This is a genomic window from Paenibacillus sp. P4_E11 (assembly GCF_056401635.1).
On sequence record NZ_JBFUIX010000028.1, the window covers coordinates 36891 to 54979 of the forward strand.

Here is an 18089-nt window from a genome sequence, read left to right on the forward strand (position 1 = left end):
AAGGGGGTTTATACGTTGGCACATGCTCATGCTCACCATAAGGTCAAACGATACAGCGGTATAATGGATTGGCTCACGACCGTTGACCATAAAAAGATCGGCATTCTGTACTTGCTGGCAGGCGGACTGTTCTTCCTGGTCGGCGGTCTGGAAGCTGTCTTGATCCGAGTACAGTTAATCAAGCCGATGAACGACGCGGTTGACGCAGCGATGTTCAATCAATTGTTAACGATGCACGGGACGACAATGATTTTCTTCGCGGCGATGCCACTCATATTCGCCTTTATGAACGCTGTTATCCCGCTCCAGATTGGGGCGCGCGACGTAGCATTCCCATTCGTTAACTCGTTGGGTTTCTGGCTGTTCGTCTCCGGAGGCATACTGATGAACACAAGCTGGTTGCTCGGAGGAGCACCAGATGCAGGTTGGACGGGGTATGTACCGCTATCATCACCAGAATATTCCGGTAAGGGGACAGACTTCTACGTTCTGGGCTTGCAGATTGCCGGGATTGGGACGCTAATCGGAGGGATCAACTTCCTCGTCACGATTATCAATATGCGGGCACCTGGCATGTCCTTTATGAGAATGCCGCTCTTCACTTGGGCATCCTTCGTAACATCGGCACTTATCCTCTTCGCCTTCCCGGCGATTACAGTAGGACTTGTACTCTTAATGTTCGAACGGCTCTTCGAAGCTAATTTCTTCGATGTGGCGGCAGGCGGGAACGTCGTCCTATGGCAGCATCTATTCTGGATTTTCGGGCATCCCGAAGTATACATTCTGATTCTTCCAGCGTTCGGGATTATCTCGGAAGTCATCAGTACGTTTTCGAACAAGCGTTTGTTCGGCTACAGCGCGATGGTATTCGCAACCGTCATTATCGGGTTCCTGGGCTTCATGGTTTGGGTTCACCATATGTTCACAGCAGGTATTGGACCTGTAGGTAATGCCTTGTTCTCTATCGCAACAATGTTGATTGCGGTTCCGACAGGGATCAAGATATTCAACTGGCTGTTCACACTGTGGGGTGGACACATCCGCTTCACAACCGCGAACTTGTTCGCAGTCGGCTTCATCCCGACGTTCGTTATGGGCGGTATGACTGGAGTTATGCTGGCAGCGCCTGCAGCAGACTTTCAGTACCATGACAGCTACTTCGTTGTCGCTCACTTCCATTACGTAATCGTCGGCGGTTTGGTGTTCGGCTTGTTCTCCGGATTGTTCTACTGGTGGCCTAAGATGTTCGGTCGAATGCTGAACGAAACACTCGGCAAATGGATATTCTGGTTCTTCTTCATCGGATTCCACTTGACGTTCTTCATCCAGCATTTCCTAGGTCTGATGGGTATGCCAAGACGTGTCTTCACGTATTTGCCGAATCAGGGTTGGGACACGATGAACTTAATCAGTACGCTCGGAGCATTCAGTATGGGAGTAGGTACCATTCTTCTCCTCGTTAACATAGTTATCACGTTCATGAAACCTAAGAATGCACCTGCCGATCCTTGGGATGGACGGACGTTGGAATGGGCGATTCCATCTCCAGCTCCAGAATATAACTTCAAGCAGCTTCCGCTCGTTCGCGGCTTGGATCCACTGTTCAAGGAGAAGATGGAAGGTAAGAAGGAGATGACTCCGGCTGAACCGCTTGGGCCGATTCATATGCCTTCACCATCCATACTGCCACTTGTGATGTCAATTGGATTGTTCATCGCCGGGTACGGGTTCATGTATCATCACAATTGGGTTTCCATCGGCGGTATCGCCATTACACTGATCTGCATGCTGCTTCGTTCGGTTTATGACGATCATGGTTACCATATTGAAGTTGAAGAACTGCAGGATAAGGAGGTTAGAGCATGAACCACGCTGACTTAACGGGTCATAACCTTCCTGCAGAACCAGAGAAAGCAACACTGGAAGGACGCAATAAAATACTTGGCTTCTGGTTATTCCTAGGTGCGGAGACGGTATTGTTCGGATGCTTGTTCGCTACCTACATCGGGTTGCGCAACCAGATTGCCGATGGCCCTCCGGGACATGAGATTTTCAAGCTGGCTACAGTTGCCCTGGCTACATTCCTTTTGCTAACGAGTAGTATGACGAGCGTGCTGGCGGTTCAGGCTATGCATCGCAAGGCAGTTGGAGCCATGCAGCTGTGGTTCGGGATCACTGTAATTTTGGGTTTGGCGTTCCTGGGGCTTGAGATTTATGAGTTCTACGAATATGTACATGAAGGTCATAAATTCTCGACCAGTGCATTCAGTTCTGCCTTCTATACGTTGGTCGGGTTCCATGGAGCTCACGTTCTTTTCGGGGTCTCCTGGATTTCGCTCTTGATGCTTCAGTTGAAACGAAAAGGGCTAACCGTCGTTACGGCGCCTAAGTTGTACAATGCAAGCTTGTATTGGCACTTTGTCGACGTCGTGTGGGTGTTCATCTTCACAATCGTTTACTTGATGGGAAAGGTGGTCTAGGTCGATGGCATCCAATCATCCATCCTCATCAGAGCAAGGGAATCGTCGTCACGTGCACGAAGGTCCGAAGAATCATTTCTTGGCCTTTGGCTTATCCATTCTGCTAACCATTCTGGCGTTCGTCGTTGTGAATGCTCAGATGGGACGAACGTTCACATTATTGTTCATCGTCCTGCTTGCGATCATTCAGGCTGTATTCCAATTAACGTTCTGGATGCACTTGAAAGACCGCGGACACTTTTACGCAACGGTAGGAATCGCGTTCGGCTTTATTACCGCACTTACCGGGGTAGCAGCAGTCGTATATTGGATTTGGTGGTAACACGTCGGGGGGCTTGCAGGTTAGCCCCCCTTTTTTTGTAAGTATAAAGACTGTAAGATTTGTTTGTTTGATAGGAAAAAGGAGGTTGCTGTAATGCTAGGTTTGCAATATTTCACATTCAGCGAACTTTGGAGTCCGGTCACCTTGATCGTCATCATATTGATTGCCGTTGCGTATTTGGGCATAGTGGGGCCTTACCGAACCAAGTTGTTCGCGGAATCGGAACCGGTGCCAGTCGGGAAAATGGTTTCATTCTTGCTCGGATTGTTCATCTATTACATGGCCCATGGAGGCCCGATCGATCTATTGGGTCATCTTATGTTCAGCGCCCATATGACCGCGATGTCACTTGCGTATCTCATTGCACCGCCGCTTATGCTTATTGGGATCCCGGGCTGGATGCTCCGACCGTTGTTGAAATTCCGCGGGGTTAAGAAAGTGTTGACCACGATAACGCATCCTATGATTACGGTATTCGTGTTTAATATCTTATTCTCGTTCTACCATATGCCGAAAATTCACGACTACGTGATGACACACTTCACGGTCCATAGTCTTTTCTTTTTTGTATTGCTTTTTACCGCCTTTATGATGTGGTGGCCGATCGTATCACCGTTGCCCGAACTTTATGAAATGTCTGAATTGAAAAAGATGGCGTATATATTCGCGAATGGGGTTCTCATTACGCCGGCTTGCGCCTTGCTTATATTCGCCGATTCGGCCATATTCGCTACTTATAGCGACCCGGTCGCCTGGGCTAATGCAATGGGTTATTGCGTGTCAGCAAATGCTCAAGAGCTGCTACAGAACTTCGCGAATGGTCCCCAATTCTTCTTGCTGCTTGATGCGCAGGAAGACCAGCAACTCGGTGGTGTCATCATGAAGGTCGTTCAGGAGATTACCTACGGTGCCGCTCTGGCTTACGTATTCTTTACTTGGTATGGTCGTGAGCGTGCAGATGATCCTATGGAGCCTGGTACGGCCTAGATTGCTTTGTGGGTAGAGAGTCGGGGCCCCCGCAAAGTAATCGGAATCGGCTTCGAAGTCATACATCACTTTGTGGGGTAGAATTTGAAAGGGGGTTGAATTGAAGAATGTTCAAATTGATGCCTACCATTAGCACTACATTTATTGTCATCAGTGCTATATTCGTGGCGATTGGCTGGGTGCTGATTGCGCAGCGGAAAATAGAAGCACACAAAAAAGTTATGACCACAGCCGGGGTTTTCGCCTCCTTGTTCTTTATCGTCTACGTGTCTCGGACCGTGTTTGTAGGCAATACGCTGTTCGATGGACCGGAACATACGAAGATATTTTATCTGATCTTCTTGCTGTTTCATATTACGCTTGCTACCGTCGGAGGTGTGATGGGGATCATTACCCTTAGATGGGGCTACAAGAATCAGTTGGACAAGCACCGTAAGATCGGGCCTTGGACTTCCATCATCTGGTTTCTTACCGCGATTACCGGTGTAACCGTCTATTACTTGCTCTATATCAAGTATCCAGGTAGTACGACGGCTCCTGTATGGCAAGCCATTTTCGGGAAATAGCTTGGGACGTAAGTTGAGGGAGACAGCCTTATTCAGGGGCTGTCTTTTTAAATTCATTGTTGATGCAAAAACGGCCGTTCCAAGTAAAAAAGGACCCCTTTAGCTCAAACATCTTGTTTGAACCTCCCTTSATTGTATAAGRGATTCAGCGGTGGGAGGTTCAAGCCAAAACTCGCCGGGGTCCTCTTTTTCACCTTCCACTCCTGTGCGCACACTGAATCGACAGTCTCAAAAACCGTCTTACAGCCCAGATTGGCATGCTGAAGGAGCTGTAAGACCAAAAATCGTCTTACAGCCCAAGATTGGCATGCCGAAGGAGCTGAAAAGACGCAAAAATCGTCTTACAGCCCAAGATTGGCAGGCCGAAGGAGCTGCAAGACGAAAAAATCGTCTTACAACCCAAGATTAGCAGGTCGAAGGAGCTGCAAGACGAAAAAATCGTCTTAGAGCCCAAGATTGGCAGGCCGAAGGAGCTGCAAGACGAAAAAATCGTCTTACAGCCCAAGTTTGTCACTCCGCTGGCGCTGTAAGGCCGATTTTAAGGCTGTCGATTAACTGTGAACAAAAGGAGTGGAGAGTGAAAAAGAGGACCCTGGCGAGTTTTGGCTTGAACCTCCCACCGCTGAATCCCTTATACAATCAAGGGAGGTTCAAACAAGATGTTTGAGCAGAAGGGTCTTTTTTCACTTGGAACGGCCGTCTTAGCTTCTATCAACAGTTAATCGACAGCTTCATTTCCGGCCTTAGAGCGATGCAGACAGCCGTAATCCCGATCCGCCAGACTGGATGAGATGGGCGTTCGGAAGACGTATCTCCTTAATGGAAAAGTAGAACAGAAGAGGGAGTGGACAGGAGAGTGGAGAAGCGAAGCGGCCGCCTTTGAAATCGATTCCTAACCACTCCTAATAGTTCAATCAGAGGAATCGATTTCAACAGCGGGTGGAACCTCCTGACCACTCCCACCACGCGCTAACAGAACTCCACACGCCAGACTTGTATTCCTAAGCTGCATCAATGAGCCAGAAGACGCCAATAGAACAACCACATATAAATAAGGGGGCTAAGTTCCCTAACAGGAAGCAATCGCAGACAAGCGGGCTATTGTACCATAGAAGAAGTGAAGTCGATTTCAGTAGAGATAGATAGAGAGGACTGACGATAATGCAAAAAGCAGACGGAATGAACTATGCACCGGTAGGGAAGCCGAGCCCGGTCGTGAAGAACGGCGAATTCGTATTCGCAGCAGCCGCTCTCGAGCATGGGCATATATATGGGATGTGCAATGGACTGGTAGAAGCAGGAGCTACCTTGAAGTGGGTGTACGATGCGGATCCCGAGAAAGTAGCGAACTTTCTCAAGAAGTTTCCACAAGCGGAAGCAGCCACAGACCTGGCACAAATCTTGCAGGACCCGGAAGTCCGCTTAGTGGCAGCAGCTGGTATCCCATCCGAGCGTTGTGAGCTTGGCCTCCAAGTCATGGATCACGGGAAAGATTATTTCGTCGACAAAGCACCGTTCACGACGCTCGATCAGTTGGCGGCTGCCAAAGCCAAGACGGAGCAGACGGGCAAGAAGTATGCGGTGTATTACAGTGAACGACTGCATGTGGAGAGCGCAGTTCATGCAGGTGCGTTGATCCAGGATGGTGCAATCGGCCGAGTGCTGCAAGTTATCGGCTTGGGACCACACCGATTGAACGCTCCATCGCGGCCGGAATGGTTCTTCCAGATGGAGAAGTATGGCGGTATTCTGTGCGACATCGGCAGCCACCAGATTGAGCAGTATTTGTCATTCGCCGGATGTAAAGATGCGCAAGTGGTGTCGAGTAAGGTGGCGAACTATAACAATAAGGCTTATCCGGAGCTGCAGGATTTCGGGGATGCTACGTTGATTGGCGACAACGGGGCTACGAATTATTTTCGCGTGGATTGGTTCACTCCGGCAGGCCTGGGTACATGGGGCGACGGGCGTACCGTCATTATGGGCACGAATGGCTACATCGAACTTCGCAAGTATATCGACATAGCCCGCAGCGGCCAGTCCGACCATCTGTATCTGGTGAACAATGAGGGCGAGCAGCATCTTGAGTTGGCTGGAAAAGTAGGCTTCCCCTACTTCGGGCAGCTGGTGCTGGATTGTCTGAATCGGACAGAGAATGCGATGACACAAGCTCACGCGTTCAAGGCGGCCGAGCTTTGCTTGATCGCGCAGAAGCAAGCTGTGCAAGTGGAATAGTTGCTATAACGAAAGAAGGATCGCACGAGCGGAGAGGCTCGCGGGCGGTCCTTTTTCTATTTCCATAATATACAACTTGCCAACCAACCATGCGCCTGCTACTATTGGTTTAAGGTTCGAACTTTATACCATTAGAAATTGTAAAATGAAATCTGGAGGCAAGGCAGATGGTATCTTCTTATTTTGCTCGCTTCACACAGGTAACTCCTAAACGAGTGAGTGATTTTATCCTCGAACAACTCGAAGAAGCGATCATTCTTAAAGAGGTGTTGCCGGAAGAGCAATTACCCCCCGAAAGAGAACTGGCAATCTTATTCAAAGCAAGTCGGCTTGCGGTTCGAGAAGCGATTGCTGAACTCGAGCAAAAAGGACTGATTGAAAGACGTCTTGGAGCAAAAGGCGGAACATTCGTGTTACCGCTTACAGCCAAAATTCATCAGCGAACCAAACAGCAAATTGCTGAGAATTGGGCGCAAACGAAAGAAATGCTGGAGTATCGTTCGATTATCGAGCCGGAAGCCGCTAGACTGGCTGCAGCACGGATCACGCCGGAGCATCTTGCCTATATTCGTGAACTTGTTGAGAAAAGCAGCGGGGAAGATTGCACCAGGGAAATGTTTCGCTCGCTAGACGTGAAGTTTCATCTGGAAATTGCCCATGCATCTGGTAATTCTTATTTTGAAAGCGCTGTTAGACTGGTTCGCACCAAGATTAATCCCGGGCTCGATTTGATGCCTTACAATCGGCAAACACAGTTAGCCAGCTGCGAATTGCATCAAATGCTGCTTGAAGCTCTTGCTGTACGTGATGGAGAGAAAGCAAGCCATACGATGAAGATGCATGTCAATAAAACGTTGGCAGCACTTAGTAAGTTCGTGGAATAGAGAGACAGTAAGGGAGGTGACAACATGAAATCAGCAGAGCGAATACCCCTAATAGGTGTGGTAGGGTACTACATTTCGGAGGAGGAGGCGGTTGGCGGGAAGATTCGCGGCATTCCAAGACAAGCCTTTTCATTGTTCAGCTATGATATGATTCGAGCGGTATTTCAATCTGGAGCCACTCCAATCCCGCTCCCTGTAGTAGATAAGGATAAAATTGGTCAACAACTGGATACTATAGATGGACTTGTTTTTTCAGGAGGCGAAGATGTGGACCCGCGGTTGTACGGGGAAGCCTTACAGCCAAGCTCACATCGGATTGATCCTGTCCGTGACAAATACGAAATGGAATTGATGGAACTAGCGTTGGAGAGAAATATCCCGATTCTGTGCATTTGTCGAGGGATGCAGCTTCTGAACGTATTTTGCGGGGGAACGTTGCATGCCGATATTGGGGAAATAGCGGACGATATGTTGAACCATTGGGAGACTAAAGAACCTTGGAGATCGGTGCACCCGGTACAATTGAAAGATGACCATTTTGCAAGCGCTATCTTGGGAGGAACACATATTGGGGTCAACAGTATTCATCATCAATCAGTTAAACGATTAGGCGATGGGCTGGAAATAGTAGGTCAATCGGAGGATCATATTGTGGAAGTGATCGCCATGAAAGACAGGGGTAACGTACTAGCTCTGCAGTGGCATCCAGAAATGATCGCCAAGCAAGATGATGAAGGACTGCGTCCGTTCAAGTGGCTGAATCAATTGGCCAGCACAGCAAAGAATAAGCAGAAAGAAGCAACAGTAAGGCAAAACTAATCATTTAGCTGTTCAAACACTAGGAGGGGTCTACATGTTGGCTAAAAAATCATGGATCAAAATCTCCGCTGCAACAATTATTTCCAGTATGCTGGTTATCACCGGCTGCGGCTCAACAACTACGAAAGCACCTGACACTAAGGCAGCAGACAACAAACCTGCCGAAGCGCCAAAAAAATTGATCGTAACCTCATTCGGCGGGGATTATGAAACCGCTCAGAAGGAAATCTTAATTAAGCCTTTCGAAAAAGAATTTAATGCCAAAGTGGAAGTGGTTACGCTATATTCGGCTGATGCTCTGGTCCGTATGCGCGCAGAGAAGAATGCGCCTACATTGGATGTCGTGCAATTCTCCGGTGGTCAGGAAGTACAAGCTGCCAAGGAAGGGTTGATCCTGCCGGCCGATGAGAAAATCCTCACGAATACAAAGGATCTATACAAAACCGCATTAAACAAAAGCGGCTACGGCCCGAGCATCGCGTTTGACGCATTAGGCATTATTTACAACGAGAAAAAAATTACGACAGCACCTACTTCGTGGAATGACTTGTGGAAACCGGAATACAAAGGACACGTCGGACTGGTCGACCTCACGAATACGTTTGGCCTGCAATTTGCGGTGATGAACGCGAAGCTTGCCGGCAGTAACGAAAGCAACATGGATCCGGGTTTTGACAAAATCAAAACGCTTCTGCCCAACGTGGCAGCCATTGTAGCCTCTACGCCAGACGTAGGGAATCTATTCGCCCAGGAAGAAGCTTGGATTGCCGCCTATGATTCCGGATACGCTTTCAACTTCCGCAAGAAAGGCCAGCCGATCAAATTCGTAGTCCCTAAAGAAGGAGCAATGGCCACCTTCATTAATGCACAGGTTGTCAAAGGAACGAAAAACGCCGACTTGGCTCAACAATTCGTCAACTATGCTCTAAGACCGGAAGTGCAAAAAGCGTTTGCGGAGCAAACCGGATTTGCCCCGTCGAATAAAAACGTTAAGCTTTCCGACGATCTAGCAGCTGTCATGCCTTATGGCGAAACGGCCGTAAACAGCCTAGTGCCACTTGACTGGGAAGTAGTCGGCGCGAACCGAGCCGCTTGGACAGCGACATGGAACAAACTGATCAGCAAATAATCCAGTTGGACCAGAAAGAGATAACGGTACTGTTTGCCGATACTCGTTATCTCTTTTTCTAAAACTAGGGGAAGGACGTATCCTTATGTTTCGACGCTTGCCTCCACAGTGGATATTGATGGCGCCCGGCTTGCTGATTCTATTCTTTTTCTTCGTACTGCCAGTGGGACAATTGCTGCTTTTCAGCTTCTTTCATACCACTGCAGAAGGAATGATGGAAAAGACCTTCGTATTAGAGCAATATTTTGCTTTTTTTAAGGACCCTCATTATTTGCAAGTTCTTTGGCGCACCTTAGTTATGGGCTTCTTCGTCAGTGTCATCTGCTTGATTCTTGGTTATTGTCTTGCTTATGGGGTAGCACGTTCCGAACCCAAACACAAGTATTTGCTACTGCTTCTCATCGCATTGCCTTTACTGACAAGCGCGGTGATCAGAAATTTTGGATGGATCGTCATTTTAGGCCGAAAAGGACTAATCAACCAATTGTTAATAAACATTGGTTTGATCGATAAACCGATTGACTTGCTATACACCTCTACAGGTGTCGTTATTGCCATGGTTCATGTACTGCTGCCGTTCATGGTTCTAGTGTTGTACAGCGTATTGGAAGGCATGGATCGGAATTTGGAAGCTGCAGCGGCCAACATAGGAGCGTCTCCTTCCAGAGTATTCTGGTTCGTGACACTGCCGCTTTCTTTACCGGGTATTGCAGCAGGCACGCTTCTCGTATTCTCGATTTCCATCAGCTTCTATATCACACCGGCTTTGATTGGCGGTCCGAGGGTTCAAGTGATGGCAACGGAGATCTACAATCAAACGATTCATTTGATGAATTGGCCGTATGCTTCCGCACTTGCCGTTATTCTGCTTGTTACCGTGTTCGTGATTACTAGCTTGTACAACCGGGCGCTCAGCCGCAGTTCTACGCAGGGAGCTGGTATATGATGAAGAAACGTTTTTCCTTTCTGAATGTAGTTAACCTCTTGATCTATCTGTTTATTGTGGCCCCTCTCGTTGTAGTAGTCATTACTTCATTTGGCGAAAGTGCGTATCTGGTGTTTCCTCCAAAAGGATTTACGTTGCACTGGTACAATGAAGTGCTGACCGGGGGACGTTATGTCAAGCCTTTCTGGAACAGCATATGGATCGCCGTGACGACAACTGCTATTGCACTGCCAATCGGTACGTTCATCGCTTTGGCTTTTAAGAAATACGAGTTCCGTTCCAAAGAATTTATGCGTTCGTTATTTTTGTCCCCGCTAACTGTACCAACGCTGCTGTTCGGGATTGGTTTGTTGATTTTCTATAGTAACTTGGGAATCAGCGCTTATTTCGTCCGCTTGGTCCTGGCGCATATTATTCTTACAATTCCTTATGTGGTAAGGACGATGAGTGCGGGATTCGCCCGTCTGGATCGTTCGGTGGAAGAAGCCTCCTTGATTCTCGGGGCTACTCCGTGGCAGACGCTTCGGCTCGTTACGATTCCGCTTGTACGCCCTGCACTAATGGCGAGCGCTTTCTTCGCCTTCATCATGTCGTTCGATGAGCTGGTCATGGCTCTATTCTTAACCGGACCAGGAATGGTTACGTTGCCGATGCTCATTTACTCGGACATTCAGTTTAACATGACTCCGGCGATTGCTGCCGTATCTTCTATCATCATTCTCGGTACCGTATGCATTGGGCTGATAGGGATGAGCATGCTTAAGCGTAATAAGATTTTATAGTAGGGAGGTCCCTTTATGAGCGAATTGCGATTGCGTGAACTTAGAAAACAATATGGCAGCAATGTCATTGTAGAAAATTTGGATTTGACCGTTCACAGCGGGGAAATGGTGTCCCTCTTAGGTCCAAGCGGATGCGGAAAGACGACTACGCTGCGGATGATTGCCGGACTTCTGGAGCCGACTAGCGGGACTATTCATTTGGCGGAGCGAGAATTGACACGACTAGCGCCATACAAACGCAATGTCGGCTTGGTATTCCAGAACTATGCCTTATTCCCGCACTTGAACATATTCGACAACGTGGCGTTCGGGCTGCGACGTCATGGTACGCCGAAGCATGAAATCAAGGACCGTGTGCTGCAAGCCTTACAATCGGTTCATTTGGGAGGCCTGGAGAAGCGGATGCCTGCTCAGCTATCGGGCGGCCAGCAGCAGCGGGTTGCACTTGCCCGCACGCTTGTCCTGCGTCCGCCGCTTGTCCTATTCGACGAGCCGCTCAGTAATCTGGATGCGAAATTACGCCAATTGCTGCGTGTCGAGATTCGCCAGTTGCAAAAGCAGATCGGATTCACCGCCATCTTCGTCACCCATGACCAAGAGGAAGCGATGGTATTATCCGATAGAATCGCCGTCATGAATAAAGGACATATCGTGCAGTTGGATACCCCTGAGCGGGTGTACGGCCGTCCGCATGATACCTTTGTAGCCGACTTTGTCGGGGACTCGAATCTACTTGAGGTGAAAGAACTTCATACGGAGAGCGATCACACGGCTATTACGTTAGCGGGGRGGCAGCGCATTAAAGCTGCACATACTGTGACTACAACGGAAAAGGCAACGGCGATGATTCGTCCGGAGGCCGTTCGGCTATTCGCCGCCGATGAACCGGCAAGCGTGCAGATCGATCGGGACAATCTCAATCAAATAGCGGGCACTGTACTATATATCCACTATACGGGTTCTTCCTATTTGATCGGGTTGCAGGTAGAAGGGTATGACAAACCGTTTCTTGTAAAAACGCCGATGCACGGAGAAGCGAATCTTCAAGTACGTGAAAGCGATCGTGTTCATGCTGTGTGGCAGATTAGTTCCACACTCGTGTTTTAGTCCCAACCTTACGATGCAGGTTGTGTTCCACAAAACTTTAGGAGGCAACATAATATGGCTGATCACAAAGCAATGGTTATCGCACAAGGAACAGATGCTTCAACAATGGATCCTTACGCGCATTCGGAAACAACAACCGCAAATATATTGCTGCAAGTGTATGACGGTCTTGTCCGACGCAGTCCTTCCATGGAAATCGAGCCCTGGTTGGCGACAAGCTGGGAAGTGCTTACCGATACGGTTATCGAGTTCCGTTTGCGTTCAGGTGTTACGTTCCATAATGGCGAACAATTCAATGCGGATACGGTAAAGTTCTCACTGGAACGGATGGTCGATCCTAGTCGGGAGCCCAAATTCCCTCCGTATGGCCGATTTAATTCCATCGATCATGTCGATATTGTTGATGAGTTGACAGTGCGTGTAGTGACGAATCGTCCGGATCCTAACCTGCTCGCGCAGCTTACCGGGTTGATGATGATCCCGCCGAACTATATGGCCGAGCATGGGGAAGAGCATTTCAGCCGCGTGCCGAATGGAACAGGACCGTTCAAGTTCGTTAGCTGGGACAAGCCCAATGGCATTGTAGAAATGACGGCAAACAATGAATATTGGCATGGCAGTCCGTCCGTGCAGAAGTTGACCTTTCGAGCCGTACCTGAAGGAAACGACCGTGTACAAGGGTTACACGACGGTACGATTCATTTGGCCGCCAACTTCCCTCCGCTGAAGCGTGCCCAGGTGGAAGCCGATCCGGGACTTACGGTTGTCGGAACGCCAAGTGTAGGCGTCATTTACATGGGAATCAATACCCATCACCCGATCTTGAGCAATAAGAAGTTGAGAAAGGCTATGGCTCATGCCATTAATGTTCGCGAGTTGATTCAAAAAGAACTCAGCGGTTGCGGCGCTCCTCTGGCCGGTCCGGTGTATCCGCAAGCTTTTGGCGTAGACCCTAGTATTGCACCTATCGCCTATGATTTGGAACGGGCGAAGCAACTCATGATAGAAGCCGGCTACCCGGATGGGGTAGACGTGAAGTTGGAAGTTCCAGACGGTCGGTTCACGCAAGACAAGGAAATCGGTCTGCTGATTGGAGAGCAATTAGCTAAAATCGGCATTCGATTGCATGTGGATATTCAAGCTTGGCCGCAATTCATCAGCCGGTTCCGCCATCATCAATACGATCAAATGTATTATGTAGGGTGGGGCAATTCGACCTTCGATCCCGATGAAGTATACCGTAATGCGTATATCGCACCGAACCCATGGAATCCGACAGACTTCCATCATGACGATCTGGCAACCTTGGTTATGGAAGCCAGCAATATTCTGGATAAGCAACGCCGGCAAGAATTGTACCGTATGGCCTGTCTCATCTTCCGCGACGAGCTGCCTTGGATTCCGTTATTCCAGCAATTTGACCTATACGGGTTAAGCAAAAAGTGGAATTGGCAAGCTCGAATGGACGAATACATCTACGTCTGCGACGTGACAGCAGCCGAATAATCCATTGGAGGGAAACATTATGGCAGCAGCAACTCAGGATATCGGAAAGATGTACATTGGCGGTGAATGGGTAGAAGCCGCATCGGGCCAAACCCGGGAGATTGTGAACCCGGCTACGGGTGAACGGATTGCCGTCGTTACGGAAGGCGGGTTGGAAGACGTACAGCGTGCGATTCAAGTGGCCCGGCATACGTTTGACGAGACAGGTTGGAGAGATACTTCGTCCCGCGAAAGAGCAAGACTGTTATTTGCCTTGGCCGATCGAATCGAAGAGAATGCGGATGAACTTGCCAGACTAGAGACGCTGAATAACGGAAAGCCGCTTGGCGAAGCGGAATCCGACGTATCCAGTGCAGTCAGCTGCTTCCGTTATTATGCCGGATTGATTACTAAACCCCACGGACAAACCTATGAAGTTCCTTACCCGATCCAAGCGATGGTCGTAAGAGAACCGGTTGGGGTGTGCGGTCAAATCGTACCGTGGAATTTCCCGCTTATGATGGCGGCCTGGAAAATAGCTCCTTGCCTCGGAGCCGGGAACGTAACGGTATTCAAACCTTCGGAGCTGACCCCGTTAACCGCTATTCGGTTGTTCCAGCTTATCGAGGAGGTCGGCTTCCCCAAAGGAGTGGCCAACCTTGTGCTTGGCGACGGGAAGACGGTCGGCTCGGAACTCGCAGCCAGCCATTTGGTGGATAAAGTTGCCTTTACCGGGGGGACAGACACCGGGCGCAGTGTGATGAGGGCGGCTGCGGGCAACATCAAGAAGGTATCTTTGGAACTGGGCGGCAAATCGCCGAATATTGTGTTTGCCGATGCGGACCCTGCCATTGTAGCGGAGTATGTGATGTATGGCATCTATATCGGTTCGGGTCAAGTATGCTCTTCGGGTTCCCGCTTATTGATCCAGGACGAAATCTATGATGCTTTTATGAAAGAGTTAGTGGAACGAACGAACCTGATTCGAGTGGGCAACGGGATGGATAGCGGTACAGAAATGGGCCCCCTCGCCTCGCGGTCGCATATGGACAAGGTATTATCGTATATCGAAATCGGCCGTCAGGAAGGGGCGACTGTTGCAGCCGGAGGCAGGCGGATGATGGATGGGGATTACGCAAAAGGCAACTTTGTGGAACCGACGATCCTTACCGATACAACACCCGACATGCGTGTCGTGCAGGAGGAAATTTTCGGACCTGTGCTTGTCGTACAGCGGTTCAAAGACGAGGAAGAAGCGATTCGTTTAGCCAACGGTACGGTATTCGGCTTGGCGGGCGCGGTATTTACCAACGATGCCAGCCGCTCGATGCGCGTTGCGAGAAAAGTACGTTCCGGCATTCTCTGGGTGAATACGTACCATCCCACCTATAATGAAGCGCCATGGGGCGGCTTCAAACAGAGCGGACTCGGCCGGGAACTAGGAACATTCGGCTTGGACGAGTATACGGAAGTGAAGCAAATCAACGTCAATATGGAACTGAAGCCCTTGGGGTTCTACAAAGGTAGAGGGGAGTAGGAGAATGGACAAGCAGCCAAGATTCGTTTCTGTACAAACTTCTGTTCCGGGTCCGAAATCGGCCAGTTTGCTGGAAAGAAGGACTAAGGTCGTGCCGAAAGGAGTAGGCAATAACACTCCGATTTTCGTCGAAAAAGCCGAAGGCGCGCTGCTGTACGATGTCGATGGCAACGTATTTCTGGATTTTGCCGGGGCGATCGGTACGATTAACGCAGGTCATTGCCCTCCGGAAGTGGTGCAAGCGATTCAGAAACAAGCGGAGCAGTATATTCATACTTGCTTCCATGTAGCGATGTATGAGCCTTACGTGGAATTAGCAGAGAAGCTGGCCCAGCTAACGCCGGGGCAGTTCCCCAAGAAAGCGATGTTCCTTAACAGCGGTGCGGAAGCGGTGGAGAATGCGGTCAAGATCGCCCGCAAATTCACGGGCCGATCCGGAATCGTTTCGTTCTCCCGCGGGTTTCATGGGCGTACGCTCCTTGGTATGTCCCTAACGAGTAAAGTGAAACCTTATAAATTCGAAATGGGCCCGTTTGCTCCGGCCACGTATAAAGCGCAATTTCCTTACCCGCTGCATCGTCCAGAAGGGATGACCGAAACCGACTATGCGCTGTTCTGCGTACGTCAGTTCGAAGACTTCCTACTCACGGAGGTGGCACCGGAAGAAATTGCCGCAGTCATTATGGAGCCTGTACAAGGGGAAGGCGGATTTATCGTTCCTCCTAAGCTGTTTGTTGACGGAGTCTATAACATATGTAAGCAACATGGCATCTTGTTTATCGCCGATGAGATTCAGACCGGGTTCGGCCGAACGGGCGAGATGTTCGCCTCCACTCATTTCGGGATCGAGCCGGACTTGATCACGATGTCCAAATCGATTGCAGCCGGATTGCCGATCAGTGCGGTCGTCGGAAGAGCAGACGTGATGGACGCTCCGAATCCCGGTGAAATTGGCGGCACCTATGGCGGCAGTCCTCTCGGATGCGCGGCGGCGCTCGCGGTTCTCGAGGTGATGGAACGGGACGGTCTGGTGGCGCGTTCCCGCGTGATCGGAGAAACGATTCAGACTTTCTTCCATTCCTTGCAACAAGAAGTTCCCCTCATTGCTGACGTCCGCGGACTCGGGGCCATGTGCGCGGTGGAGTTCATTCATCCAGATACGAAGCTGCCGGCCAAAGAGTTCGTTGCTCAATTAACGAAAGCTTGTTACCAGTCCGGTGTCGTGCTATTATCTGCCGGGGTTCACGGCAATATTATTCGCTTCCTGACTCCGCTGGTCATTACAGATGAACATTTGCACGAAGGGCTTGCTATCATTGGCAATCTTACCAAATCGATGGCTTCGGCTGATTAAGGAACGGGGGAGACCTGTGAAACAACATTTGTACATCAACGGTCAATGGAAAGAGGCCGCTACTTATATAAAGCTCCTCTCTCCGTATACGGGTGAAGTGATTGCTGAGGTCGCGCAAGCTGATGAATCGGACACAGATGAAGCCATTCAGGCTGCCAAGGCGGCAGCAGAAGTAATGGCTGCCATGCCGGCTCATCAACGTTCCGCTATTTTGGAGAAGGCTGCCTCATTGCTGGAAGAACGTGCAGAAGCCATGGCGTACATTCTTGCATCGGAAGCGGCTAAGCCGATTACAACCGCTCGGGGGGAAATTGCCCGAACGATCCAAACGTATAAATTCGCCGCTATGGAAGCGTGCCGAATTCATGGAGAGACTGTACCCTTGGACGCAGCGCCCGGTGGGGAAGGGCGAATCGCTTTTACTTTGCGTAAGCCAATCGGTGTAGTTGGAGCGATTACACCGTTCAACTTCCCATTTAACCTTGTGGCTCACAAGGTCGGTCCAGCCATTGCGGCGGGGAATACGGTGGTGCTGAAGCCAGCCAGCCAAACGCCGCTTTCCGCTCTTGCTCTCGCTGATCTATTCGCGGAAGCGGGACTTCCCGCTGGGGCACTCAATATTATTCCTGGCAAAGGCTCCATTGTAGGAGAGAAGCTCGTCAAGGATCCCCGTGTTGCCGCGATTACGTTCACAGGCAGCCCGGAAGTCGGGATTGCCATGAAGAACAAGGCAGGCTTAAAACGTATTACCCTTGAGCTTGGCTCCAACTCCGGCTTGATTATCGATGAGACGGTGGAGATTACGCAAGAGCTGATCAACCGCTGTGTTCAAGGCGCTTTCTCATTCAGCGGACAAGTTTGTATATCAATCCAGCGCATTCTCGTGCACGCGAGTCGATATAACGAATTTGCCGTGCGCTTCAAGGAGGCAACCGAGAAGCTCATTGTCGGTAATCCACTATCGGAACATACCGATATGTCCGCGATGATCTCGATCAAGGAAGCCGAGCGTATGCAGGAGTGGGTTCACAGCGCCGTTGCCCAAGGTTCTGTTGTACTTACAGGGGGGACTACCATTTCGCCCGGTGTTTTTCCACCGACCATATTGACGAATGTGCCCTCGCAGGAACCGGTATCTTGTCAGGAAGTGTTCGGTCCGCTTGTTACGCTGTCCAGTTTTGATACGTTGGACGAAGCCATTCATGCCGTTAATGATTCCCGCTATGGCTTGCAGGCCGGGATTTACACCAATAATATCAAAGCCGCGATGCGCGCTGCGGAGCAGCTTGAGGTCGGCGGCGTGATGATCAACGATTTTCCAACCTTCCGCGTCGATAACATGCCTTACGGGGGTGTGAAGGAAAGCGGATTCGGTCGTGAAGGCATCAAATATGCGGTAGAGGAAATGACGGAGTTAAAACTAATCAGCATCAAATTGTAGAGACAGTGCTGGAAC

At 49.8% G+C, this 18089-nt stretch carries 16 protein-coding genes; all 16 read left to right on the plus strand.

The genetic code is table 11. The annotated features are described in order from the left end of the window. The first annotated feature begins 15 nt into the window (after positions 1-15). The 16 genes from ctaD (at position 16) to AC1DWB_RS13300 (ending at position 18074) form a co-directional block, all read left to right on the plus strand. On the plus strand, positions 16-1866 hold the full coding sequence (gene ctaD, locus AC1DWB_RS13225; protein ID WP_477541540.1) for a cytochrome c oxidase subunit I: 1851 nt from the start codon (positions 16-18) through the stop codon (positions 1864-1866). Continuing rightward, positions 1863-2480 carry a cytochrome (ubi)quinol oxidase subunit III gene (locus tag AC1DWB_RS13230; protein ID WP_477541541.1) on the plus strand — a complete coding sequence of 206 codons (618 nt, stop codon included), beginning with the start codon at positions 1863-1865 and terminating at the stop codon, positions 2478-2480. Before ctaD ends, AC1DWB_RS13230 begins: the two co-directional genes overlap by 4 nt. 4 nt (positions 2481-2484) lie before the next feature. Beyond that, positions 2485-2802: a cytochrome C oxidase subunit IV family protein gene (locus tag AC1DWB_RS13235; protein WP_477541542.1), complete on the plus strand. Its 318-nt coding sequence runs from the start codon at positions 2485-2487 to the stop codon at positions 2800-2802. Positions 2803-2895: 93 nt separating this feature from the next. Then, positions 2896-3789 carry a cytochrome c oxidase assembly factor CtaG gene (gene ctaG, locus AC1DWB_RS13240; RefSeq protein ID WP_477541543.1) on the plus strand — a complete coding sequence of 298 codons (894 nt, stop codon included), beginning with the start codon at positions 2896-2898 and terminating at the stop codon, positions 3787-3789. A gap of 107 nt (positions 3790-3896) precedes the next feature. Then, a complete protein-coding gene (locus AC1DWB_RS13245; protein WP_477541544.1) occupies positions 3897-4355 on the plus strand; it encodes a DUF420 domain-containing protein in 459 nt (152 codons plus the stop codon). A 1161-nt stretch (positions 4356-5516) separates the two neighbouring features. Next, complete coding sequence (locus tag AC1DWB_RS13250; RefSeq protein WP_477541545.1) at positions 5517-6590, plus strand: Gfo/Idh/MocA family protein; 1074 nt, start codon at positions 5517-5519, stop codon at positions 6588-6590. Between the two features lie 167 nt (positions 6591-6757). Next, on the plus strand, positions 6758-7474 hold the full coding sequence (locus tag AC1DWB_RS13255) for a FadR/GntR family transcriptional regulator (RefSeq protein WP_477541546.1): 717 nt from the start codon (positions 6758-6760) through the stop codon (positions 7472-7474). Positions 7475-7498: 24 nt separating this feature from the next. Continuing rightward, on the plus strand, positions 7499-8293 hold the full coding sequence (locus AC1DWB_RS13260; RefSeq protein WP_477541547.1) for a gamma-glutamyl-gamma-aminobutyrate hydrolase family protein: 795 nt from the start codon (positions 7499-7501) through the stop codon (positions 8291-8293). A 34-nt stretch (positions 8294-8327) separates the two neighbouring features. After that, on the plus strand, positions 8328-9422 hold the full coding sequence (locus AC1DWB_RS13265; protein WP_477541548.1) for an ABC transporter substrate-binding protein: 1095 nt from the start codon (positions 8328-8330) through the stop codon (positions 9420-9422). Between the two features lie 85 nt (positions 9423-9507). Then, positions 9508-10368: an ABC transporter permease gene (locus AC1DWB_RS13270; protein ID WP_477541549.1), complete on the plus strand. Its 861-nt coding sequence runs from the start codon at positions 9508-9510 to the stop codon at positions 10366-10368. Next, positions 10365-11150: an ABC transporter permease gene (locus AC1DWB_RS13275; RefSeq protein ID WP_477541550.1), complete on the plus strand. Its 786-nt coding sequence runs from the start codon at positions 10365-10367 to the stop codon at positions 11148-11150. The genes AC1DWB_RS13270 and AC1DWB_RS13275 overlap by 4 nt, the downstream gene beginning before the upstream one ends. 15 nt (positions 11151-11165) lie before the next feature. Further along, positions 11166-12257: an ABC transporter ATP-binding protein gene (locus AC1DWB_RS13280; protein ID WP_477541551.1), complete on the plus strand. Its 1092-nt coding sequence runs from the start codon at positions 11166-11168 to the stop codon at positions 12255-12257. 54 nt (positions 12258-12311) lie between these two features. Beyond that, positions 12312-13763: an ABC transporter substrate-binding protein gene (locus AC1DWB_RS13285; RefSeq protein ID WP_477541552.1), complete on the plus strand. Its 1452-nt coding sequence runs from the start codon at positions 12312-12314 to the stop codon at positions 13761-13763. A 19-nt stretch (positions 13764-13782) separates the two neighbouring features. Beyond that, positions 13783-15279, plus strand: coding sequence for an aldehyde dehydrogenase family protein (locus tag AC1DWB_RS13290; RefSeq protein WP_477541553.1), 1497 nt, complete (start codon positions 13783-13785; stop codon positions 15277-15279). 4 nt (positions 15280-15283) lie between these two features. After that, entirely contained in the window at positions 15284-16633 is a 1350-nt protein-coding gene (gene gabT / locus AC1DWB_RS13295; RefSeq protein WP_477541554.1) for a 4-aminobutyrate--2-oxoglutarate transaminase, read from the plus strand. A gap of 16 nt (positions 16634-16649) precedes the next feature. Beyond that, complete coding sequence (locus tag AC1DWB_RS13300) at positions 16650-18074, plus strand: aldehyde dehydrogenase family protein (RefSeq protein WP_477541555.1); 1425 nt, start codon at positions 16650-16652, stop codon at positions 18072-18074. Positions 18075-18089 lie beyond the last annotated feature (15 nt).